18 protein-coding genes are annotated in these 22,425 nt (G+C 69.2%); 6 read left to right on the forward strand and 12 right to left on the reverse strand.

Going from position 1 to position 22,425, the window contains the following annotated elements:
- Positions 1-217: 217 nt before the first annotated feature.
- Positions 218-1,759 carry a cation:dicarboxylate symporter family transporter gene (locus ABD134_RS05945; protein ID WP_378108327.1) on the reverse strand — a complete coding sequence of 514 codons (1,542 nt, stop codon included), beginning with the start codon at positions 1,757-1,759 and terminating at the stop codon, positions 218-220.
- A gap of 261 nt (positions 1,760-2,020) precedes the next feature.
- Here ABD134_RS05945 and ABD134_RS05950 point away from each other — a divergent pair, with 261 nt between their 5' ends.
- Positions 2,021-3,814, forward strand: coding sequence for a sensor histidine kinase (locus ABD134_RS05950; RefSeq protein ID WP_344227531.1), 1,794 nt, complete (start codon positions 2,021-2,023; stop codon positions 3,812-3,814).
- Positions 3,804-4,526 (forward strand): response regulator, encoded by a 723-nt coding sequence (locus tag ABD134_RS05955; RefSeq protein ID WP_344227533.1) that lies wholly within the window; start codon positions 3,804-3,806, stop codon positions 4,524-4,526. Before ABD134_RS05950 ends, ABD134_RS05955 begins: the two co-directional genes overlap by 11 nt.
- A 1-nt stretch (position 4,527) precedes the next feature.
- Here the strand turns inward: ABD134_RS05955 and ABD134_RS05960 are convergent, their stop codons facing one another.
- Positions 4,528-6,522 (reverse strand): AMP-binding protein, encoded by a 1,995-nt coding sequence (locus ABD134_RS05960; RefSeq protein ID WP_344227535.1) that lies wholly within the window; start codon positions 6,520-6,522, stop codon positions 4,528-4,530.
- Between the two features lie 141 nt (positions 6,523-6,663).
- Here ABD134_RS05960 and ABD134_RS05965 point away from each other — a divergent pair, with 141 nt between their 5' ends.
- The 4 genes from ABD134_RS05965 to ABD134_RS05980 are packed head-to-tail and all read left to right on the forward strand — an operon-like array spanning position 6,664 to position 11,027.
- Positions 6,664-7,383: a GntR family transcriptional regulator gene (locus ABD134_RS05965; protein WP_344227537.1), complete on the forward strand. Its 720-nt coding sequence runs from the start codon at positions 6,664-6,666 to the stop codon at positions 7,381-7,383.
- Complete coding sequence (locus ABD134_RS05970; RefSeq protein ID WP_344227539.1) at positions 7,380-8,897, forward strand: MmgE/PrpD family protein; 1,518 nt, start codon at positions 7,380-7,382, stop codon at positions 8,895-8,897. The genes ABD134_RS05965 and ABD134_RS05970 overlap by 4 nt, the downstream gene beginning before the upstream one ends.
- Positions 8,897-9,838, forward strand: coding sequence for a methylisocitrate lyase (gene prpB, locus ABD134_RS05975; RefSeq protein WP_344227541.1), 942 nt, complete (start codon positions 8,897-8,899; stop codon positions 9,836-9,838). Before ABD134_RS05970 ends, prpB begins: the two co-directional genes overlap by 1 nt.
- A gap of 34 nt (positions 9,839-9,872) precedes the next feature.
- Complete coding sequence (locus tag ABD134_RS05980; RefSeq protein WP_344227543.1) at positions 9,873-11,027, forward strand: bifunctional 2-methylcitrate synthase/citrate synthase; 1,155 nt, start codon at positions 9,873-9,875, stop codon at positions 11,025-11,027.
- A gap of 31 nt (positions 11,028-11,058) precedes the next feature.
- On the opposite strand, the gene ABD134_RS05985 is transcribed toward ABD134_RS05980, so the two are convergent.
- The 10 genes from ABD134_RS05985 to ABD134_RS06030 form a co-directional block, all read right to left on the reverse strand.
- Positions 11,059-11,988, reverse strand: a complete 930-nt coding sequence (locus ABD134_RS05985; protein ID WP_344227545.1) for a hypothetical protein — start codon at positions 11,986-11,988, stop codon at positions 11,059-11,061.
- Positions 11,989-12,173: 185 nt separating this feature from the next.
- Positions 12,174-13,202, reverse strand: a complete 1,029-nt coding sequence (gene xerD / locus ABD134_RS05990) for a site-specific tyrosine recombinase XerD (RefSeq protein WP_344227547.1) — start codon at positions 13,200-13,202, stop codon at positions 12,174-12,176.
- A 24-nt stretch (positions 13,203-13,226) separates the two neighbouring features.
- A complete protein-coding gene (locus ABD134_RS05995) occupies positions 13,227-13,946 on the reverse strand; it encodes an NUDIX domain-containing protein (protein WP_344227549.1) in 720 nt (239 codons plus the stop codon).
- Positions 13,947-13,968: 22 nt separating this feature from the next.
- Entirely contained in the window at positions 13,969-15,717 is a 1,749-nt protein-coding gene (pyrG, locus tag ABD134_RS06000; protein WP_344227551.1) for a CTP synthase, read from the reverse strand.
- Between the two features lie 4 nt (positions 15,718-15,721).
- Positions 15,722-17,524, reverse strand: coding sequence for a DNA repair protein RecN (recN, locus tag ABD134_RS06005; protein WP_344227553.1), 1,803 nt, complete (start codon positions 17,522-17,524; stop codon positions 15,722-15,724).
- Positions 17,521-18,699: an NAD kinase gene (locus ABD134_RS06010; protein ID WP_344227555.1), complete on the reverse strand. Its 1,179-nt coding sequence runs from the start codon at positions 18,697-18,699 to the stop codon at positions 17,521-17,523. Before ABD134_RS06010 ends, recN begins: the two co-directional genes overlap by 4 nt.
- Before the next feature lie 69 nt (positions 18,700-18,768).
- Positions 18,769-19,608, reverse strand: a complete 840-nt coding sequence (locus tag ABD134_RS06015) for a TlyA family RNA methyltransferase (protein ID WP_344227557.1) — start codon at positions 19,606-19,608, stop codon at positions 18,769-18,771.
- Positions 19,605-19,796: a hypothetical protein gene (locus tag ABD134_RS06020; RefSeq protein WP_344227559.1), complete on the reverse strand. Its 192-nt coding sequence runs from the start codon at positions 19,794-19,796 to the stop codon at positions 19,605-19,607. The genes ABD134_RS06015 and ABD134_RS06020 overlap by 4 nt, the downstream gene beginning before the upstream one ends.
- Positions 19,793-20,698: an HAD-IIA family hydrolase gene (locus tag ABD134_RS06025; protein WP_344227561.1), complete on the reverse strand. Its 906-nt coding sequence runs from the start codon at positions 20,696-20,698 to the stop codon at positions 19,793-19,795. Before ABD134_RS06025 ends, ABD134_RS06020 begins: the two co-directional genes overlap by 4 nt.
- Positions 20,699-20,701: 3 nt before the next feature.
- Positions 20,702-22,102, reverse strand: coding sequence for a hypothetical protein (locus tag ABD134_RS06030; protein ID WP_344227563.1), 1,401 nt, complete (start codon positions 22,100-22,102; stop codon positions 20,702-20,704).
- Positions 22,103-22,425 lie beyond the last annotated feature (323 nt).

Here is a 22,425-nt window from a genome sequence, read left to right on the forward strand (position 1 = left end):
AGGACTGGCGTGGGCTCTTCCTGGTTCACGATGCTGCCGTCTCCTGCCGTAGGTCCATGTGTCCGCCGTGCTGTGAGGTCGCCCACGCTGAACAACGTAAGCTGCTGCGGCATGGATACACCCTAGTCCGGATCGGTGTCCGCCCGGGAAATTTCCGTCTCGTCGCGGCGAGCCTTGACGTTCAACCGAAGCCTGAAGGTGATATGTCCTCGAGGTCTCAACGCTGCGGGGCAGAGCCGACCACGTTGAGGCTGGACTCCGGGTGGCCCTCGAAGGCCTGCTCGGCCGCGGTCGGCGACTCGAGCGGGTCGAAGGGACGCCCCTGGTTCCCCGACTCGAAGGCACCCGGAGCGGTGCCTGGCTCCCCACGTTCCGTGGAGCGATCGGCCGGCCGTTCGTCGGAGTGGTCGCCCAGTCCATGCCCGACCACCATCTCCTCGTCGAACTTGTCCCGCCCGGAGAGCACGTTGTCAGCCTTGACCGGATCGAATTCGCCGACCCACTTGCCGATGAGCATGGTGGCCACGGCGTTGCCGGTGAAGTTGGTCAGGGCGCGGGCCTCGGACATGAACTTGTCGATGCCCACGATCACGCCCATGCCGCCGAGCAGCTGCGGTTGGTGTGCCTGGAGGCCTGCGGCCAGGGTGGCCAGGCCGGCGCCGGTGACACCGGCGGCACCCTTGGAGGCGATGATCATGAACACCAGCAGGCCGATCTGCTCGCCGACGCTCATCTCCAGACCCATGGCATTGGAGACGAACAGGGCCGCCATGGTGAGGTAGATGGCCGTCCCGTCCAGGTTGAAGGAGTACCCGGTGGGCACGGTGACACCCACCACGGACTTGTGCACGCCGGCATGCTCCATCTTGGCGATCAGGCGCGGCAGCGCGGACTCAGAGGACGAGGTCGCGAAGATGAGCAGGTACTCGCGGCCCAGGTATCTCATCAGCTTGAAGATGCTCACACCGGTGACGAGACGGAGCAGGGTGCCGAGCACCACCACGATGAACACGATGCAGGTGGCATAGAAGGCGCCCATCAGCAGGGCCATGGCACCGATGGCGGACCAACCGGTGGAGCCCACGACGGCGGCGATGGCACCGAAGGCGCCGATCGGCGCGATCCACATGATCATCATCAGGATGCGGAAGACCACACCCTGGATCAGGGTGAGCCCCTTGAGCAGCGGCTTTCCGGACTCCCCCATCCCCTGGAGGGCGAAGCCCACCAGCAGGGCGACGAACAGCACCGGCAGCACCGGCACGGACCCGGGGATGATGTCCAGCAGGAACGCGACGGTCGGATCCAGGTCAGCCTGAGCGGCGTCCGGGTCATAGGGGGTCAGGGCCAGGCCCTCACCCGGGTGGACGAGATTGCCGACCACGAGGCCGAGGCCCAGGGCGAAGGTGGACATGGCCATGAAGTACAGCAGCGCCAGGCCGCCGACCTTGCCCACAGTGGCAGCCTTCGCGATGGAGCCGATGCCGAGCACGATGGTGCAGAAGATGACCGGGCCGATCATCATCTTGATGAGCGAGACGAAGCCGTCGCCCAGCGGCTTGAGGGACTGGCCGAACTCCGGGAACAGCAGCCCGACGGCGGCCCCCAAGATCACCGAGGCGATCACCATGATGTACAGCCAGTGCGTGCGGTCCTTCTTCTTCGCCGGTTTGGCCGGCGCCCGATCTGCTGCGGGACCCGACGCCGGTGAGCCGGCGGGGGCGTGCCGTGTTGCGGCCTGCTCGGATGGGTTCGTCATGGGGGTGTCCTCTACAGTGGTGGCCGGTGACTCACGGTCTCTTCGTGGAGACGATCATCACCGTGGGACGTGCGTCACATCACCCTTGCGGTCATAAAGTTCATGGCGCAGGACACATCCGGGAGTCGGCGAAGCCTGTCGCCCAGCCTGGTGCGTCGTCCGCCAAGCGCCGCGGCGGGGCATCCCGGTGAGACGTCACATCGACGGACCAGAGGAGGAATCACGGTGGGCAGGACGGCAGGCTCGACGACGAGAGACGGAGTGGATGAGCAGCGCCTGCGCTCCGGCCACGACACGTCCAGAGCCACCCGACGTCCGTGGAGCATCGCCCGTCGGCTGGCGGTGGCCCACCTACTCGGCCTCCTGGTGCTCACCGTCGCCCTGGTGGCCGTCAGCTACCACCAGACCAAGCGGACCGTCTACGGGTTGGAGAGGGACAATGTGCTCTCCACGGCGCGCCTGATCGCGGACGAGGAGCGGATCCGCGACGGCTTCATGTCTGCCGACCCCGGCACGGCGCTCCAGCCGCTCACCACCGAGCTGGCCGTCCAGGCCCAGGTGGACTGGGTGACATTCTTCGGCACCGACTACGTGCGGGTGGCCCACCGGGACCCGGCGCAGAACGGTACCCGGTACCCCGAGGACCTCTCCGCGGTCCTGGTCGGGCACGGCCAGGTGGACACGGTGGCCACCGGACCCGCCGGCCTCTCCCTACGCGCGCTGGTTCCCGTCTTCTCCTCGGATGCCCCCGGGGCCGAGGTGGTCGGCATCGTCGGAGTGGGTCACCGCGTCTCCGAACTGGACATCGTGGTGACCGCCCAGATCCCACGCATCCTGTTGGGCATGGGACTCGTCGCAGCCCTCGGGCTGGCCGGATCCATCGCCCTGGGCCGCTACATCCGGCGGACCACCCACGGACTCGGTCCGGAGGAGCTGGCCCATCGGTTCACCGTGCTGGACACTGCCCTGCACAACGTCAACGAGGGCATGCTGCTGGTCTCCGGCACAGGTGAGCTGAGCCTGTACAACGACCGTGCGGCCGAGCTGCTGGGACTCCCGCCCTTGGGCCACCGCGCGGACCACACACCGGGGACCGTCTCGCTCGCTGACCTCGAGCTGCCCGGCCCGTTGGCCGGGCTACTCGAGTCCGGTCGGGACGCACGGGACGAGCTGTTCGCCGTCCCCGGCCGCATCCTGGTGGTGAACCAGCACCGCACCCGTCCGGCTGGGCCACCGGCGCGGCTGCGGACGCCCGTTGCGTGGCGGCGTGGACGGAGACACCACGTGCCGGCCAGTGCTGACCGGGGCACGGTGGTGACGCTGTATGACCGCACGGAGGTCCAGGAGATGAACCGCGAACTCGAGAGCATCCGGTCCTTGACCGATGCCCTGCGCGCCCAGACTCATGAGCACGGCAATCGGCTGCACACGGTGCTGTCCCTCGTGGAACTGGGACGGATCGATGAGGCACGTGACCTGCTGGCTTCCGGGATGGCGGCCGGCGCCGCCCAGCCGGGTCCGCTGGATCCCACCGGCGAACCGGCGGTGCAGGCCCTCTTGGTGGCCAAAGCCGCTCAGGCCCGCGAGCGCGGGGTGCGGATGGACTACCGGATCGAGGTAGGCTCCCCCACCGGATTCTCCGCACAGGACCTCGTGACGATCCTCGGCAACCTGGTGGACAACGCGATCGACGCCGCTGCGGACCCCGGACGGCAGACGGAGGACCGCTGGGTGGAGGCCGAGGCCCACACCGACGCGGGCTGGCTGGTACTGCAGGTGGCCGACGGCGGCCCCGGTCCCTCCGCGGACGATCGGGGACAGGTGTTCGACCTCGGTTTCTCGACCAAGCCCGGAGGTACCGCCGGCCGGGGCATCGGCCTGGCACTGGTCCGGCAGACGGCACTCTCGCTGGGCGGGAACGTGGAGCTGGCCCTGGATTCCGGCACGGTGTTCACCGTGGAGCTGCCCCTGCCGGCGGACGACGTCCACCCACCACGGTGGCCGGCGGACAACCCGCCACCCGCGTTGGCGGAAGGAGACCATCATGACCGGTGAACGCGTGCTGATCGTCGAAGACGAGGCCCTGGCGGCAGACACCTACGGGGAGTACCTGGCCCGGGCCGGTGGCTACCGTCAGGTGCACCTCTCCCCCACCCTGGCCGACGCGGTGCGGTTCCTGTCCACCCAGTGGCGCGAACACGGATCCTTCGGCGTGGACCTGGTGCTGCTGGACATGAACCTGCCGGACGGACACGGCTTGGAGGTGCTCCGCCGGATGCGGTCGGCGGGATTCACCGGCGCGGTGGTGGCCATGACCGCCGCCACCGACGTACCCACCATCCGCCAGGCCATGGCCCTGGGCGTGGTCCAGTACCTGGTGAAGCCCTTCGGATATCCCGAGTTCGCCGAGCGCCTGCGGGCGGCGCGGGAGTTGTCCACCGGACTCGCCGGAACCGGTTCGGTCAGCAGCCAGGCGGAGGTGGACCGGGCGTTCCGCCATCACGGCAGCACCGGCCCGGCCGCCTTGCCCAAGGGACTGACGGAGGGCACCCTCGACGCCATCGTGCATCTGCTCCGTTCCGACCCGGCGGGCGGACGCAGCGCCGGTGAGGTGGGGGCCGCCGTCGGGACGTCCCGGGTGACGGCACGGCGCTACCTGGAGCACCTCTTCCGGCAGGGGCTGATGGACCGCTCGCCGCGCTACGGCACTCCGGGCCGGCCGGAGAACGAGTACCGCTGGTCCGGCCGCGGCCCCACGCCCGGATAGCCTACGGGCCGGTGCGGAGGGTCGGTGCGAGGGCGTCGAGCACGGAACGGTCCTCGATAGTGGAGGGCACCACATACTCCTCGCCATCGGCCATCTGCCGCATGGTCTTGCGCAGGATCTTCCCGGACCGGGTCTTCGGCAGCGCGTCCACCACGGCCACCTGCTTGAAGTCGGCCACGGCGCCCACCGAGGTGCGGACGGTGGCGCGCAGCTCGGCCAGCAGCTCCTCCATCCCGGCGGCGCCCTCGACCTCCACCCCGGATTTGAGCACCACGTAGCCGGAGGCCCGCTGGCCCTTGAGCGGGTCCGCCACACCGATCACCGCGCACTCGGCCACGGCGGGGTGGGCGGCGAGCGCCTGCTCGAGGGCTCCCGTGGAGAGCCGGTGGCCGGCCACGTTGATGACATCGTCCGTCCGGCCCATCACGAAGAGGTAGCCCTCCTCGTCCACCAGACCCGAGTCGCCCGTGGCGTAGTACCCCTCGAAGGCGCTGAGGTAGGAATCGATGAAGCGCTGGTCGTTGCCCCACAACGTGGTCAGGGTCCCCGGTGGCAGGGGCAACCGAAGACAGATGTTGCCCTCGGTCCCGGCCTCCACCGGCTGCCCGCTCCCGTCCAGGATCTCCACGGCGTAGCCCGGAGCGGGCCGGGTGCAGGAACCGGTTTTGACGGGCAGCGCCTCCAGCCCCACCGGGTTGGCGGCGATCGGCCAGCCCGTCTCGGTCTGCCACCAGTTGTCCACGATCGGCACGCCCAGCAGGTCACCGATCCAGCCCTGGGTCTCCGGATCCAGGCGCTCCCCCGCCGCGAACAGGGTCTGGAGTGCCGACAGGTCGTGGTCCCCCGCCAGGGTTCCCTCCGGGTCCACCTTGCGGATGGCCCGCAGGGCGGTCGGTGCCGTGAACAATGAGCGCACCCCGTGCTGGGCGGCCACCCGCCAGAACGCCCCGGCATCCGGGGTCCCGACGGGCTTGCCCTCATACAGCACGGTGGTGGCCCCGACCAGAAGCGGCGCGTAGACGATGTAGGAATGCCCCACCACCCAGCCGACGTCCGAGGCGGTGAACATCGTCTGGCCGGGGCCGACGTCGTAGATGTTCGCCATGGTCCAGGCCAGGGCGACCGCATGCCCACCATGGTCCCGGACCACACCTTTGGGCGAGCCGGTGGTGCCGGATGTGTAGAGGATGTACAGCGGATCCGAGCCCGCCACATCCACCGGCGCCGCCGGCTCGGCCTCGGCCATGGCCTCGTCCCAGTCAATCCACCGGGTCACAGCCTCGGGTGCGTTCCCGACCTCATTCCCGACGCCGGCCCGCACGCTGGCCCGCGCCCACTCCAAGCTGGTCTCGAAACCCTCACGTTGCTTGGCCACCACGGCCCCGACCCGGTGCTGCGCCAGGGCCACGGCCTCGGCCACCGATGGCAGGTACTCCACCCGCCGATTCGGCTCGATGCCCCCCGATGAGGTCACGATCGCCGTCGGCTTCGCGTCGTCGATGCGCGCCGCCAGCTCCCGGGCGGCGAATCCGCCGAACACCACGGAGTGCACCGCTCCGATCCTGGCGCAGGCCAGCATGGCGACGTGCGCCTCCGGCGTCATCGGCAGGTAGATGACCACTCGGTCGCCGCGGCCGACTCCCAAGGACACCAGCGCTCCGGCGAAGCGGGACACCCGGTCGGTCAGGTCCGCGTAGCTGATGTGCTCCACGGTGCCGAGCACCGCCGAGTCATAGATGATCGCAGTGCGTTCGCCGTGACCTGCCGCCACGTGCCGGTCCAGACAGTTCACCGCCGTGTTCAACCGGGCCCCGGGGAACCACCGGTAGATCGGTGCCTCCGCATCGTCCAGCGCCCGGGTGGGCGCCTCGGTCCAGTCGATGGCAGCGGCCGCCTCCAGCCAGAATCCCTCCGGGTCCTCGATGGACCTGCGATAGACGGACTCGTACGACTCGGAGGGCGGGGTGGGCTCACGCATGGAGGACGTTGAGGACATGGGACCAAGGTAGGACGTGAGTCACGCCACGTCCACCCTGTGTATACGCAAGACCGTTCAAAGTCCGAAGAATGGGCCGAATTTGGTCGGATTTTCCCCTGAATCGCCCAGGTTCAGCTTTTTGTGTATACACTAGACCCTGTGAGAGCCAGTGAACGTGCATACCGGACGCTGCGGCAGGAGATCATCGAGGGTCAGCTGCCTCCCGGATCGGTCCTGGGCGAGGTCGAGCAGTCGGCCCGCCTGGGCCTGTCCCGCACGCCGTTGCGCGAGGCCATCGGGCGCCTGGTCTCCGAAGGCCTGGCCGCTCCCTCCAGCGGTCGCGGAACCGTGGTCACGGAGGTCTCCCTGAACGAGGCCGACGACCTGTTCGACTTGCGCACGGTGCTCGAGGTGCTGGCCGCGCGTCGGGCCGCGGCGCACGCCGACCCCGACGCTTTCGCTCAGCTGGCCGCACGCTTCGAATCCGCCGTGGAACCACTGCGCCACGGAGAGGACCCAGCGGCCTACTACGAATTGACCACGGAGCTGGACGCCGCTGTGGATGCCGCCTGTGCCAACGCCTACCTGGCCCAGCACCTGCGTTCCCTGCGCGTTCACCTCGCCCGGCTTCGCCGCTTCTCCCGGAACGACCCGGCGCGGCTGGCGGCGTCGGCCACGGAGCATGCCTCCATCGCCCGGGCCCTGGCCGATCGGAACCCCGAACTGGCCGCCGCGACCACCACCCTGCACCTGCACCACGCCCTGGCACACCTGCAGTCGCACCAGCCCGCCGGACCCCAGATCCACCAGTCCGGACCGGCCGAACCAACCGGACCCACCCCCGACCACCCCACATCCGCCTTGGAGAGGACCCCATGATCAACCACGACGTCCGCGTCTACCGTTCCGAAGAAAACCTGCAGCGTCAGGACCAGCTCGCCTGGAAGATGGCCGAGGTTGCCACCGACACCGTGGCCATCGACCCCGAGGTGGAGGAGATGGTCATCAATCGGATCATCGACAACGCGTCGGTGGCCATCGCCTCCCTGAACCGCGGACCGATCGTCGCCGCCCGTGCACAGGCCCTGACCCACGCACCCACGTCCGGCGGACAGGGCGCCTCCGTCTTCGGCATCACCGAGAAGGTCTCCCCGGAATGGGCCGCCTGGGCCAACGGCGTGGCCGTGCGTGAGCTGGACTACCATGACACCTTCCTGGCCGCCGAGTACTCCCATCCCGGGGACAACATCCCACCGATCCTGGCCGTCGCCCAGCACAGTGGTGCCAGCGGCGTCGACCTGATCCGCGGCATCGCCACCGGCTACGAACTCCAGGTGGACCTGGTCAAGGCCATCTGCCTGCACGCCCACAAGATCGATCATGTGGCCCACCTCGGCCCCTCAGCCTCGGCCGGCATCGGGACCCTGCTGGGCCTGGACACCGAGACGATCTTCCAGTCCATCGGCCAGGGCCTGCACACGACGACGGCCACCCGCCAGTCCCGCAAGGGCGAGATCTCCACGTGGAAGGCCCACGCCCCGGCCTTCGCCGGCAAGATGGCCGTCGAATCTGCCGACCGTGCCATGCGCGGCCAGACCTCGCCAGTGCCGATCTATGAGGGCGAGGACGGGGTCATCGCCTGGATGCTGGACGGACCGGACGCGCAGTACACGGTGCCCCTGCCGGAGCCCGGCGAGGCCAAGCGCGCCATCCTGGACACCTACACCAAGGAGCATTCCGCCGAGTACCAGGCCCAGGCCTGGATCGACCTCGCGCGCAAGCTGCACGGCGAGCACCCCGAGCTGGCCGATCCCGCCAACGTCGCCTCGATCGTCATCCACACCTCACACCACACGCACTACGTGATCGGGTCCGGCGCGAACGATCCGCAGAAGTATGACCCGAAGGCCTCCCGCGAGACCCTCGACCACTCCATCCCGTACATCTTCACGGTGGCCCTGCAGGACGGCGCGTGGCATCACGTGGACTCCTACTCCCCGGAGCGGGCCGGACGGCCGGACACCGTGGAACTGTGGCACAGGGTCACCACCGAGGAGGACCAGGAGTGGACCCGCCGGTACCACTCCCTGGACATCTCGGAGAAGGCCTTCGGTGGCCGGGTTGTCATCACCACCGCCTCGGGTGAGACCATCACGGACGAGATCGCCGTGGCCGATGCCCACCCGCTGGGTGCCCGCCCGTTCGCCCGGGAGCAGTACATCCACAAGTTCCGCACCCTGGCCGAGGGCCTCGTGTCCCCGGAGGAGATCGAGCGCTTCCTCGACGCCGCCCAGCGCACCGCCTCCCTCCGCGCTGGCGAGCTGGACCAGCTGAACATCACCGCGGCCCCCGGCGTCATCGACCTGGCCGATGCCCCGAAGGGACTCTTCTGATGCTGTACTCATCACTGACTGCCGCCGAGAAGCGCGCCCGCCTGCGGCAACTGCTGGAACCTGGTGCCGCCGTGCAGTTCCCCGGGGCCTACACACCACTCTCCGGCAAACTGGTGGAGGAGCAGGGGTTCCAGGGGCTGTACATCTCCGGCGCGGTGCTGGCCAACGAGTTGGCCCTGCCGGACATCGGCCTGACCACGCTGACGGAGGTGGCCCAGCGGGCCGGACAGATCGCCCGCGTCACGGACCTGCCGGCCATCGTGGACGCGGACACCGGCTTCGGCGAGCCGATGAACGTGGCCCGGACCATCCAGGAATTGGAGAACGCCGGGCTCGCCGGATGTCACATCGAGGACCAGATCAACCCCAAGCGCTGTGGCCACCTGGACAACAAGGCCGTGGTGGACCTGGCCACGGCCACTCAGCGGGTGGCGGCGGCTGCGAGCGCCCGCCGGGATGAGAACTTCCTGGTCATGGCCCGCACCGACATCCGTGGGGTGGACGGCGCCGGCGGGCTGAACGGGGCCATCGACCGGGCTAAAGCCCTGGTAGACGCCGGCGCGGACTCCATCTTCCCGGAGGCCATGAAGGACCTGTCCGAGTTCGAGGCCGTCTGCAACGCCGTGGACGTGCCCGTCCTGGCCAACATGACGGAGTTCGGCAAGTCCGAGCTGTTCACCCGCGAACAGCTGGCCTCCGCCGGCGTGGCCCTCGTGATCTACCCGGTGACACTGCTGCGCTCGGCCTTGGGCGCCATGGAGCGTACCTTGTCCACCATCCGCTCCGAGGGTACCCAGCAGGACGCCGTCGGTGAGATGCTGACCAGGGCACGCCTCTACGAGCTCGTGGACTACGAGGGCTACAACGGCTTCGATTCCTCCGTCTTCAACTTCCCGGTTCCGGGACTGGAGACCCGGACGGACTCCGGCGCAGACGCCTGAACCGACCCGAACCCCGTCCCGAAAGGACTCTCCCATGACTGACACTGAGATCAAGAAGGGCCTCGCTGGAGTGGTGGCGGACTACACCGCCATCTCCAAGGTCAACCCGGACACCAACTCCCTGCTCTACCGTGGCTATCCCGTGCAGGAGCTGGCCGCGTCTCTGCCGTTCGAGTCCGTGGCCTACCTTCTGTGGAACGGTGAGCTGCCCACGGACGCCCAGCTGGCTGCCTTCACGGACCACGAGCGCTCCAACCGTGCCCTGTCCCCGGATGTCAAGACCGCCTTGGACGTGTTGCCGGTTGACTGCCATCCGATGGACTCGGTCCGTACCGCCGTGTCCATCCTGGGCGCCCAGCACCCGCAGTCGGAGGACTCCTCCCCGGAGGCCGAGATGGAGAAAGCGACGACCCTGTTCGCCCAGCTGCCCGCCGTTGTCGCCTATGAGCAGCGCCGACGCACCGCCGGTGGCCCGACCGAGCCGGTGCCGCCCCGGGAGGACCTGGACTACGCCCAGAACTTCCTGTGGATGACCTTCGGCGAGGAGGCCGATCCCGCTGTCGTCGATGCGTTCCGCGTCTCGATGGTGCTCTACGCAGAGCATTCCTTCAACGCCTCCACCTTCACCGCACGCGTCATCACCTCCACCCTGTCCGATCTGCATTCGGCGGTCACCGGCGCCATCGGCGCACTCAAGGGCTCCCTGCACGGCGGCGCCAACGAGGCCGTCATGCACACCTTCGATGAGATCGGAATCCGGCCGGACGAATCCCAGGATCAGGCCAAGGACCGCGCCAAGGCTTGGATGCAGGACGCTCTGGCCCAGAAGAAGAAGGTCATGGGCTTCGGCCACCGCGTGTACAAGCATGGCGACTCCCGCGTTCCGACCATGAAGAAGGCGCTCGACGCGATGATCGAGCACTTCGGCCGCCACGAGATCCTCGGACTGTACAACGGGCTCGAGCAGGCCATGGACGAGGCCAAGGCCATCAAGCCGAACCTCGACTATCCCGCCGGCCCCACGTATCACCTGATGGGTTTCGACACCGAGCTGTTCACCCCGTTGTTCATCGCCGCCCGCGTCACCGGGTGGACCGCGCACATCATGGAGCAGCGCGCCAGCAATTCGTTGATCCGTCCGCTGTCCGCCTACAACGGTCCGGACGAACGGCACGTGCCGGGCGCCTGAGCCTGACTGCACCGGTATTCCGGCAGCGGGCTCAGGGGACCTCGACCTCCATGGAGGTGGCGACGGACCGTAGCTGGTCATACTCTTCGGTCTCGAGGAACGCCCTCATGGCCTCCTCGCCCTCGAGGCCGGTGACCTCCTCCGCCGTGTCCTGGGTGACGCTGCCGGACAGGAAGGTGGTCGTCCCCTCGGCGTGGCCGTCCGCTGAAGGCTGCGCGTAGAACCACGAGGACCAGAAGGAATCGTCCGTCGCCTCGGGGTCGAGGTCTTCGGCCACGTTGACCACCTGCACGGACAACAGGAATTGCCCGCCCTCGAAGCTCTGAGGGTCCGGCCAGTCCTCGCTGGCCTGGTAGAGGGAGGCCCGGTACCAGACGGGCCCGGAGCCCGGGGCGTCCGGTGACTCGTTGCCCGGGATGTCCATCAGTTCCTCGGTCTCCAGGACCTCCATCACATCCGGCTTGGGACCGTCGTTGTCCGTGGGACCGACCCCGGTGGTGGTCCGGTACTCCAGGGTGCCCACGGGATTCCGGAAGAGCACCACCTCGTAGGGCACACCCAGATAGTCCAGGAACTCCTCGCTGTAGTCCTCCTGACTCGCGCTCCAGGTCTCCGGGAAACTCCAGGTGAAGATGCCGGACTCTGAGGTGTAGCTCTGGGTGAGCCCCGTAGCCTGCTCTCCGGACGTGCTGGCGGTCGGCGAGGCGGAGGCCGTCTCGGTGACGGTGACGCTCGCGGTAGCCGTGGCACGGGGAGTCGCGGCCTCCGAGACGGTCTCGACCGGGATCGAACTGGGATCGCTCGTGGCCAAGGATGATTCCGCCGGCACGTCACCGGTCCCGCAGGCGCTCAGCACCACTGCGGCACCGAGCCCGAATCCCACGGCGGCCACCAGGCGGCGGCGAGCGACCCCTCGGGCGCATCGCCCTACCTCGAAGGCCTGATCAGCGGTGCTGTTCATCAAGATCCCCTCGTCTGCCTCCGGGTGCTCCGTACAGCACCGCTTCGGCGGGTGGTGGTCCGGTGGTGGCCGGGCCGTCCTCCGACCGCGGGACGTCGTCCGACACTCACCATCTGAGCATCAACCCGCGATCGATGTCATCACCGTCCGGCCCGACGTTGTGGGATCGTGATGCCCTCCCCGGCCTAGTGGAGGGCGCGGGGGTGTGCCGCGGCGTAGACCTCGCGGAGCGTGTCCGCCGTGACCAGGGTGTAGACCTGCGTGGTGGTGACGGACGCGTGCCCCAGCAGCTCCTGCACCACGCGAACGTCCGCGCCGCCCTCCAGCAGGTGGGTGGCGAACGAGTGCCGCAGGGTATGCGGTGAGACCTCGGCATCGATGTGCGCCCGTTCCGCGGCCTTCTTGAGGATCGTCCACGCCGACTGCCGGGAGAGCCGCCCACCGCGCTGGTTCAGGAACAGTGCGGGGCCCCCGGCCCCGGACTGGCCGGCCAGCGTGGGACGTCCGCGGACCAGCCAGGCCTCCAGGGCGGTGGCCGCGTAGGAACCCAACGGGACGATGCGCTCCTTGGAACCCTTCCCGAACAGGCGCACGACGGCGGTGCCGGACCCCCCAGGTCCCGTCGCCCCGGGTTCGTCTCGGCTCCCCTGGGCGTTGGCGTCATCCAGGGGTCCGCGGACGGCTCCGACCACGTCGTCGACGTCCAGCCCGACCGCCTCGGAGATGCGGGCACCCGTGGCATAGAGGAACTCGAGCAGGGCCCGGTCCCGGAGGCCGGCCGGAGTGTCCGTGGGCACGGCCTCCAGCAGGGCCGTCACCTGCTCCACCCGGATCGCCTTGGGCAGTTCCTGGGCGGGCCGAGGCGGGGTGACGTCCTGGGCCGGGTCCGTCTCCGTGACCTGTTCCAGGGTCCAGAAGCGGTGCATGCCTCGGATGGCGACGATGGTCCGGGCAGCTGAACGCGGTGAGAGCGGGTGCCCGCCATCGGCACCGGTGGCCAGGGCCTGGAGGAACCCGGTCACATGCCGGCGCTCCACCTGACGGGGGTCGTCCACTCCCCGGCCCTGCAGCCACGCCAGGTATCGGTTCATGTCCCGGCGGTAGGCGGCCAGGGTATGAGGGGACATACCCCGCTCGACAGTCAGGTGGTCCAGGTACGCCTCAGCCGGACGGACCAGGGCGCGCGGCGGACAGCCCGCGGGCTCGGCACTCATCACTGGTCACTCATGATGGGGCACTCATGAGCGGACCTGACGGCCGTGCCAGGGCGCGTCCGCAGGACGCAGGTCGGCGTAGCCGGCTTCCCGGTGGGCGACGAGGGCGAGGAGGCCCACCACGGAGGAGGGGTTGCGGAGCCGGCCGGCCAGCACGGCCTGAACGGCTTCTGTCACGGGCACCCAGGCCAGCGGCATACCGGCCTCTTCACCGGTGCGTTCGTGCCGGTCCCCTACCGGGACCGGGGACAGGTCTCGGGCCAGGAACACCCGGATTCCCTCCGAGGAGGATCCTGGGGTGGTGTAGAAGTCGGCGAGGACATCCCACCGGTCCGCGCACAGGTCTGCTTCTTCGGCCAGTTCCCGCCGGGCGGCCTCGACCAGGTGCTCCCCCGGTACGTCGAGCAGTCCGGCGGGAACCTCCCAGAGCTCCTCGCCCACGGGGTGCCGGTACTGCCGGATCATCCTGACCCGGTCCTGATCATCCAGTGCCAACACGGCCACTGCCCCGGGATGGCGGATGAACTCGCGTACCAACAGGTCCGGGTGATTGACGTCCATACCACCCGTGCCCTCCCCCGCAGCCTCGCCCGGCACCATCAGGAAGGCCTCACGCGTGACGTCCCACACCGCGCCCGCGAAGGCCGTCTCGGTGTGGACTGCGGGCCGCAGGGCGGGCACGTCCGCGAGCGGGCCGCCGTCGTGCTCGGTGTACGGGGCGGATGGAGGTGTCAGGTGCGTCATGGAGTGGCGGTGTCCCTGCTGATCAGCCCGCGGCGCGGGTGTTCCGGCGTTCCAGTCCGGCGGCCACGAGCCCGGCGAACAGTGGATGTGGACGGGTCGGCCGGGACTTGAACTCCGGATGGGCCTGGGTGGAGACGTAGTACGGGTGGACGTCCGCCGGCAGCTCCACGAACTCCACGAGCGTGCCGTCCGGTGAGGTTCCGGAGACGACCAGCCCTGCCTCCTCCAACCGGTCCCGGTACTCGTTGTTGACCTCGTAGCGATGGCGGTGCCGCTCGGTGACCTCGGTGGCCCCGTAGGCCCGGGCGACCGCGGAGCCCTCCCGCAGGGTGGCCGGATAGGATCCCAGGCGCATGGTACCGCCGAGGTCGCCGCCACCGGAGACGAAGTGCTCCTGCTCCGCCATGGTGGCGATCACGGGATGCTCGGTGTCCGGTTCGAACTCGGTGGAGGACGCCTGGGCGAGTCCCAGCACGTTGCGGGCATACTCCATGACCATGGTCTGCAACCCCAGGCACAGGCCGAGGGTCGGGATGCCGTTCTCACGGGCGTGACGCAGGGCGCCGATCTTTCCGTCGAGCCCTCGGACCCCGAAACCGCCCGGGATACAGATGGCGTCGACGCCGTCCAGGGCCTGCCGTGCGCCGGCCTCGGTCTCGCAGTCGTCCGAGGGGACCCAGCGGATGGAGACCGTCGCGTCATTGCCGAAGCCACCGGCCCGCAGGGCCTCCGTGACGGAGAGATAGGAGTCCGGCAGGTCGATGTACTTGCCGACCAGGGCGATCTCCAGCGCATGCCTCGGGTGGTGGACCGCGCCGATCAGGCGGTCCCAGGTGGACCAGTCGACGTCCTTGAACTTCAGGTCCAGGGACTGCACCACGTAGGCGTCGAGGCCCTGGGCGTGGATGATCTTGGGGATATCATAGATGGACGGGGCATCGGCGCAGTTGACGACCGCATCGGTGTCCACGTCGCACATGCGGGCGATCTTGTCCCGCACGTCGGCGGGCACCTCGCGGTCCGAGCGGATGACGATGGCGTCCGGCTGGATGCCGATCGAGCGCAGCGCCGCCACCGAGTGCTGGGTGGGCTTGGTCTTCAATTCGTGAGAAGGACCGATGTAGGGCACGAGGGACACGTGCACGAAGAACACGTTGTCCCGTCCGATGTCCTGGCGGACCTGACGCGCGGCCTCCAGGAACGGCTGCGACTCGATGTCTCCGACCGTTCCGCCGATCTCCGTGATGATGACGTCCGGCGCCGGGCGGTCCGCGACCGCCAGATCCTGCGCCTCCCCACCGCCGGCCGCCATGGCGTCCTCCGTGGCGGGCAGGCGCATGCGGCGCTTGATCTCATCCGTGATGTGAGGGATGACCTGGACGGTGTCCCCGAGGTAGTCACCCCGGCGTTCCTTCTCGATGACGGTCGAGTACACCTGTCCGGTGGTGACGTTGTTCAGGCCGTCAAGGTTCTCGTCCAGGAACCGCTCGTAGTGGCCGATGTCCAGGTCGGTCTCGGCGCCGTCCTCGGTGACGAAGACCTCGCCGTGCTGGAAGGGGTTCATGGTCCCCGGGTCGACGTTCAGGTACGGATCCAGCTTCTGCATGGTCACGGAGAGGCCTCGTGCCCTCAGGAGATGACCCAGGGAGGATGCCGTGAGCCCCTTTCCGAGAGAAGAGGCTACGCCGCCGGTCACGAAGATCTGGCGGGTCGCGTTGGGCGTTTTCTGGAATCGAGAGGATTTATGCACCACGGAGTTCGATCGTAGCACCCGTTCAGGCGTGCGAGGCCTCGAGGAGTTCGCGGGCGTGGTCACGGGCCGCCCCGGAGTCGGCTCGGCCGGCCAGCATCCTGGCCAGTTCCCCCACCCGCTCCTCGCCCTCGAGGCTCGCGACGTCCGAGGTGGTGAAGCCGGCATCGCCGTCCGAGTTCTTCGTGACCTTCAGGTGCCGGTCCGCGAACGCCGCCACCTGCGGCAGGTGTGTGACCACGATGACCTGGACGTGCCGGGCCAACCGGGCCAGACGGCGGCCGATCTGGACGGCGGCCTCTCCGCCGACTCCGGCGTCCACCTCGTCGAACACGAAGGTGGGGACCGGGTCCGTGGCGGCCAGGACCACCTCCAGCGCCAGCATCACCCGGGAGAGCTCGCCGCCGGAGGCGCCCTTGCCCAGGGGCCGCGGTTCGGCGCCGGCATGGGGTTGGAGGAGGAGGTGGACCTCGTCGGCACCGTGGGGCCCCGGCTGGCCGCCTGTGGTGACGGTGGCATGGAACGTGGCGTCCGGCATCGACAGGGCGTGCAGTTCCTCGCTCACCAGCCCGGCGAGGGCGCTTGCGCCGGCCGTCCTCAGCCGCGTCAGCTCACTCGCGCCGGCCAGGACATCTTGTTCGAGGCGGGCGACCTCGGCGGTGAGCTCCTCGATGCGTCCCGTGTCTCCCTGCAGGGTCTCCAGCCGCGGCCGGTGGGTTTCGGCCCACCGGATCACGTCGGAGAGTTCGGGCCCGTAGAGGCGTGACAAACGGGTCAGTTCGGCCAGCCGGGACTGGGCGCTGTCCAGGTCGGAGGCGGCGTCGTCATCCAGGCGGGCAGCATAGCCGGCGAGGTCACCGGAGACATCGGCCAGGAGGATCCCCACTTCGGCAAGGCGCTGGGACAGTCCGGTGAGCTCGTCGTCCTGTCCCGGGGCCTGCAACAGGGACTGGCGGGCGGCCTCGATGAGGGTCTCCGCCGACGGGATCTCCACCGCATCGGCTGCATCCCCGCCGACGAGGTGGGTGTGGGCGCCCAGGGACGCCGCGCGCAGCTCCTCGACGTTCTCGAGTCGCTGGATGAGGGCCTTGACCTCCTCGTCCTCCCCCTCCCGGACCGCCGCGTTGTCGATCTCCTCGAGCGAACGCTGCAGGTTCTCGGCCTCACGGGCCCGGTCCTGCTCGTTGTTGGTGATCTCATCGAGTTCCGTGGCCGCCCGTCTCCACGCCTCGAAGTCCCGTTGGTAGGCGGTCAGGGTCTCGGTCAGCTCCGGCCCGGCGAAGGCGTCCAGGGCATGGCGCTGGGCGGCCGGGGACTTCAATCTCAGCTGATCCGTCTGGCCATGGACGGCCACGAGGTGTTCGCCGAGTTCACCCAGCAGGGCTACGGGCACGCCGCGTCCTCCGGCCGAGGCCCGCGAGCGTCCCGAGGACCCCGCGGCACCCACGGACCGGGTGACCACGAGTGCTACGTCCCCGCGTCGTCGTGCCGGTGCGCCGACGTCGGGCGAGACGCTGGGCACAGCGTCGGTTTCCGGGCCGGCGCCACCGTCCGGGGTCTCCTCATCCAGCACGGCTCCGGCCTCTGTTGCGATCTCGACGGCGGCCTGGCCGGCGTCCAGTCGGAAGCCGGCCTCCACGGTGGCCCGCGAGGCCCCGTGCCGAACGGCGCCGGCATCCGCTCGGGCCCCCAGCAGGAGGTTGAGGGCCGTGACGACCATGGTCTTGCCGGCGCCGGTCTCACCAGTCACCACGGTGAAGCCGGGATCCAGTTCGACGGCGGCGTCACCGATGACGCCCAGCCCGTTGATGGACAGGTATTCGATCATGCCTGGTCGGCTCCTCCGCTGTGCGTGTCCGGCTCGTCGCTGCCCTCGTCCGGTGTGGTCCCCGAGCGCGCGATCCCCAGGCGTTCGTCCTGCGCCGATACCAGGGGCAGCGCGGCCGTGGCCGGCGGGACCACGCCGGGGCGTGGTGCCAGGTGGTGGGGTTCCACGATCGAGACTCCGCGGGAGGAGGGGTGTCCCTCGGGCCGGCGGGAGGCGGTCCGGGCCTCGCGGGCGGCGGCCTCGGCCCGGTCCTGTTCCGTGACGGGACCGCGCCAGCCCTTGGTGGGCAGGTTAAACTTGCGGACGAGCCGCTCGGTGAAAGGTGTGCGGGACAACCGGGCGATCCGCACCGGTTGCGGTGAACGGGTGACCTCGACGCGGGATCCGAGGGGCAGGTCCACGGTACGGCGGCCGTCACACCAGAGCACGCCCGGCTCGTTGGTGCGCGGCAGCACCTCGACGGTGAGCACCGAGTCCGGGGACACGACGAGGGGCTTGGCGAACAGGGCGTGGGCGCTGATCGGCACCATGAGCATGGCCTGGACCTCCGGCCACACCACGGGGCCACCGGCCGAGAAGGCGTAGGCCGTGGAGCCCGTGGGCGTGGCCATCACCACGCCATCGCAGCCGTACGTGGAGATGGGGCTGCCATCCACGGCGGTCACGACCTCAAGCATGCGCTCACGGTTGGACTTCTCCACGCTGGCCTCGTTCAACGCCCAGGTGCGGGCCACGAGTCTATCTCCCTGGAAAACCCGGACGTCGATCGCCATGCGCTCCTCGACGCTATAGTCCTGCGCCACCACGGCCTCGACGGTGCGGGAGAGATCGGTGCGCTCGGATTCGGCCAGGAAGCCCACGTGGCCCAGGTTGACGGCGAGCAGCGGCAGGCCGGAGTCACGGACGAGCTCCGCGGCGCGCAGCACGGAGCCGTCCCCGCCGAGGACCACCCCCAGCGAGACCTCGCTCAGGGAACAGTCCACGTCCAGGGTCTGCGGGGCGGAAGCCAACGGGGGCACGACGCCGGCCCGTTCGGCCTCGCGGATCGCCGACACGTCACCGGCGAGGAGCACCGGGGCCAGTCCGGCCTCCTGCAGTTTGGCGCAGGTGTGGACGGCTGCCCGGATGGCGTCCTCACGGCCGGTATGGGCTAGGACCAGGATTGAGCGGGGCATGGCCCAAGGATACCCACGTCCAGGCCCGGTCCGGCCTCACCCGCCGAGCTGTGGACGAGGGCTGTTCTTTCAGGTCCAGTCGACCGTCTGGACGCCGAGCCATTCGGTGCCGGCGCCGGTCGCCGTTGCCTCGACGTCCGTCTCGGGACGGTCTAGCCACAGGAAGAACTCCACGTTGCCGTCCTGTCCCGGCAGCGGAGACCGGGCGATGCCGCGGGGCCGCAGTCCAGCGTCCAGGGCGGTGTCAAGAACCTCGATGACCGCCTGGCGTCGCTGGATAGGATCGAGCACGACCCCGGTCCTGGGCAGGGCCCGGCGGCCGACCTCGAACTGCGGCTTGACCATGAGGACCAGGTCCGCGCCTGGCCGGCACACCCCGGCCAGCGGTGACATCACCAGGCGCAGCGAGATGAAGGACAGGTCCGAGACCACCAGGTCCACTGCTCCGCCGAGGTGTTCCGGCGTGAGGTCACGGACATTGCAGCCCTCGTGGACGTCGACGCGGTGATCGGCGCGTAACGTCTCGACCAGTTGGTCGTGCCCGACGTCCACCGCGAGCACCTGCTGGGCCCCCGCCCGGAGCAGGACATCCGTGAACCCGCCCGTGGACGCCCCGGCGTCCAGGCACCGCCGGCCGGCCGTCACGACGTCGGTGAACAGCTCCAGTGCGCCGGCCAGCTTGTGCCCGGCCCGGGAGACGTACCGTGGTCCGCTGGCGCGCAGGGCCACCACATCCTGGGGGGCGCACTTCAGGGACGCCTTCGTGGCGACGACGCCGTTGACGATGACCTCGCCCGCACTGATGAGTCCGGCCGCTTCACTACGGGAGCGGGCCAGGCCGCGATCGGCCAGCGCGATGTCGAGGCGGGTGCGGCCTCGCCCGGTCCCGGTGCTCCTCGGACTGCTCATGACAGCCCGGGCAGCCGCGGTTGTTCCTCCAGCAATTGCGCCAAAGCGTCCAACGCCTCACGGTAGGCCGCGATCTCTTCGTCGGGGCTCAGCTCCCCGGCTCCGATGAGACCAGCCAGGATCTGGTCGGCGGAAGGGTCACCGGTGGTGGCCGGGGTCCACTCGGTCGGCTGGGACGGCTCGGTCATGGCTGCCGTGCCTGCCGGGGTGCGCGAAAGCGTGCTTCCACCGGGGTGTCAGCCAGGAGCATCGGCAGCGAGGGAATCACCCAGGTGGGCTGTTGCTCCGCTGGGGCCGCCGCGGCGGTCTCTTCGGTGTCCACGCCGGTCAGCACGAGGGCGGTGGCGAATCCGGCCCGATTGCCTCCGAGGATGTCCGTGTCCAGACGGTCACCGACGACCAGTGGGTTGCGGGATCCGACGGCCTCGGCGGCCAGACGGAACAGGACCGGTTCGGGCTTGCCGGCTGCCAGCGGCCGGGTCCCGGTCGCCCGGGAGACCGCGTCGATGAGTGCACCGTTGCCGGGCGCGATCCCCTCCGCACGGGGAATAGTCAGGTCCGTATTGGTCGCGATCCAGCGGGCACCCGCCTTGAGGGCGTAGGAGGCCTGCGCCAAGTCCGACCAGGACACCGAGGGGTCGAACCCCTGGATCACGGCGTCGGGACGCTCGGCCGCTGTCGCCACGACCTGGTGACCAGCCTCCGACACCAGGCCACGCAAGTACTCCGAACCGACCACCAGGACCTTCGCCGGGAGGGGAGGGAGGGGACGCCCACCGGAGGACGCTCCGGCCGCCGTCGGGTGCGTGACGGTCCGGGACAGCACCTGGTTCAGCAGGGCCACACCTGCTGCAGCTGACCCGAAGACCTGCTCCCCTGACACCTCGAGCCCGAATTCGCTCAAGTGGTCGGCCACGGATTCCGGGGACCTCGAAGCATTGTTGGTCACGTAGACGACAGGGACGCCGCGCCGTCCTAATTCCAGCAGGGTCGGCACGGCCCCGTCGATGGCCTCGGTCCCGGCGTACACGACCCCGTCCAGGTCGCACAGGACAGCGTCATGGTTTCCGAAGAACGCCGCTTCCGTCATGGGTCAGTGGCCTCCGCGGCCCTGAACGTCTGCGGAGATGTCGCCCTCGGGCTCCTGCGGCTCCTCCCCCTCGGGGGATGGCTCCTCGGCGTCCACCCGCTGAGAGGTTTGCATGGACCCGAGGTCCTCCTCGTCCAGCCGTCCACCGTCCACCTGGCGGTCTTCCGGGTCGTTCTGCAGGACGTCCTGCTGGTCGTCCGAAGACAACCCCGGGGGCACCAGGTCACGGGCACGGGGCCGGTCCTCAGAGCCATCGTCGTCCAGTCCGAAGTCAATGATCTCGGGGTCCTCGAAGGCACCGATACCCAGCGCCCGCTCGGCCACACTGGCCTGGCGGCGCCAGGCCTTGGCCTCCTCGCCACGACCGGCTTCAATCAGGACGTCGGCGTAGGCGCGGAACAGACGGGGACTGAAAGAGAAACCGCGATGCCGATCGAGCTCGGGAATCTGTAGCACGGCCAGGGCGGAGTCGATGTCTCCCTGGTCACGATGGATGCCGGAGAGCACCATGGCCAGCTCTGCCCGGATCGCCTTCTCCAGGGACGCATGGTCGACGTCTCCCGCGAGCTCCAAGGCCTTGTCATGCCGACCGAGGGCACGTTCGCTGTCCACCATCTCTGGCAGGTGGGTGTTGTCCCCGGTGATGCGGCGGTAGGTCCGGAACTCCCGCAGCGCCTCAGCGTACTCTCCAGCCCCATAGGCGGTCAGGCCAACTGCCTCACGGACGCAGCCGAGGCGACCGCCCCGCCGGCTGGCGGCCAGAGCGTGTTCGAAGGCCAACTGCGGGTCGATGTCCAGCAACCGGCCGGCCATCACCAGGTGACGTGCCACCCACGGACGGTTGCGTTCGTCCAGGGTGTCCAGTTCTCGGCTGGTCGCGCGGTCGAGCTCCTTGCCAGTGACGTCCTCATCGATCTCAGGCGACTTGGCACGATCCGGCCGGTTGGAGCTGCGCAGGTCCCCCGAATTGTGGGGAGAGCTTCGACCCTCGACGCGCGGGCCACCGTCCCGTGAGCCACGGCGGTCATGCCGGGCTCCACCACGTTCCGGACGGCCCTCCCGGCGGGCGCCGCCACCACGGTTGTCATCCCGCCGAGGTCCATCGCCCCGTCCGGCGCGACCGACCTCGCGGCCGTCGCGACGCGGCCCATCGCCCGAACCACCACGGCGGTCCTCACGCCCAGAAGATTGGCCGGACGACCGGCCGAATGACCTCTCGCCGCCGCGGGAGGATGTACCTCCCCCCTTGGACCCGCCGTAACCACCACGGGACCCGGAACCGGACCCCCGCTCGGGCCGTCCACCGCCGCCACGGCGCGGACGGTCAGACGAGCCGGAGCGCTCCTCGTTCTCGGACATCCTGATGATCCTCTCCTCGGTCTTGATGACGGCGACAGCACGCATGGCGTACTCCGACGGACAGCTTCACAATCGTAGCCGACCCGGTTAAACAAGAAGGNNNNGGCGTTTCCCCCACGCTATGACCGCCGTAACCCTGTTACCACCTCTGTTGACATCTGCAACCCGGAAGGGGTTGGTGTTCGGTCGGGGGTAGTCTCAGTGTCCCTGTCGTGTCCACACCGTTTGGGTGGTGTGGGATCGACCCAGGGGGTTACAACTTACCTTGTTGCACTGTTCAGTTGTTCCACCCCTGAGTGTTGTAGGGGTGGTGGTTCGGTTGGTTGTTGTTCCGCAACCGCATAGTGGACGCTACGCATCTGGCCCTC

Origin of the sequence: Citricoccus alkalitolerans, from assembly GCF_039528175.1 — a bacterium.
Classification (GTDB): Bacteria; Actinomycetota; Actinomycetes; order Actinomycetales; family Micrococcaceae; genus Citricoccus; species Citricoccus alkalitolerans.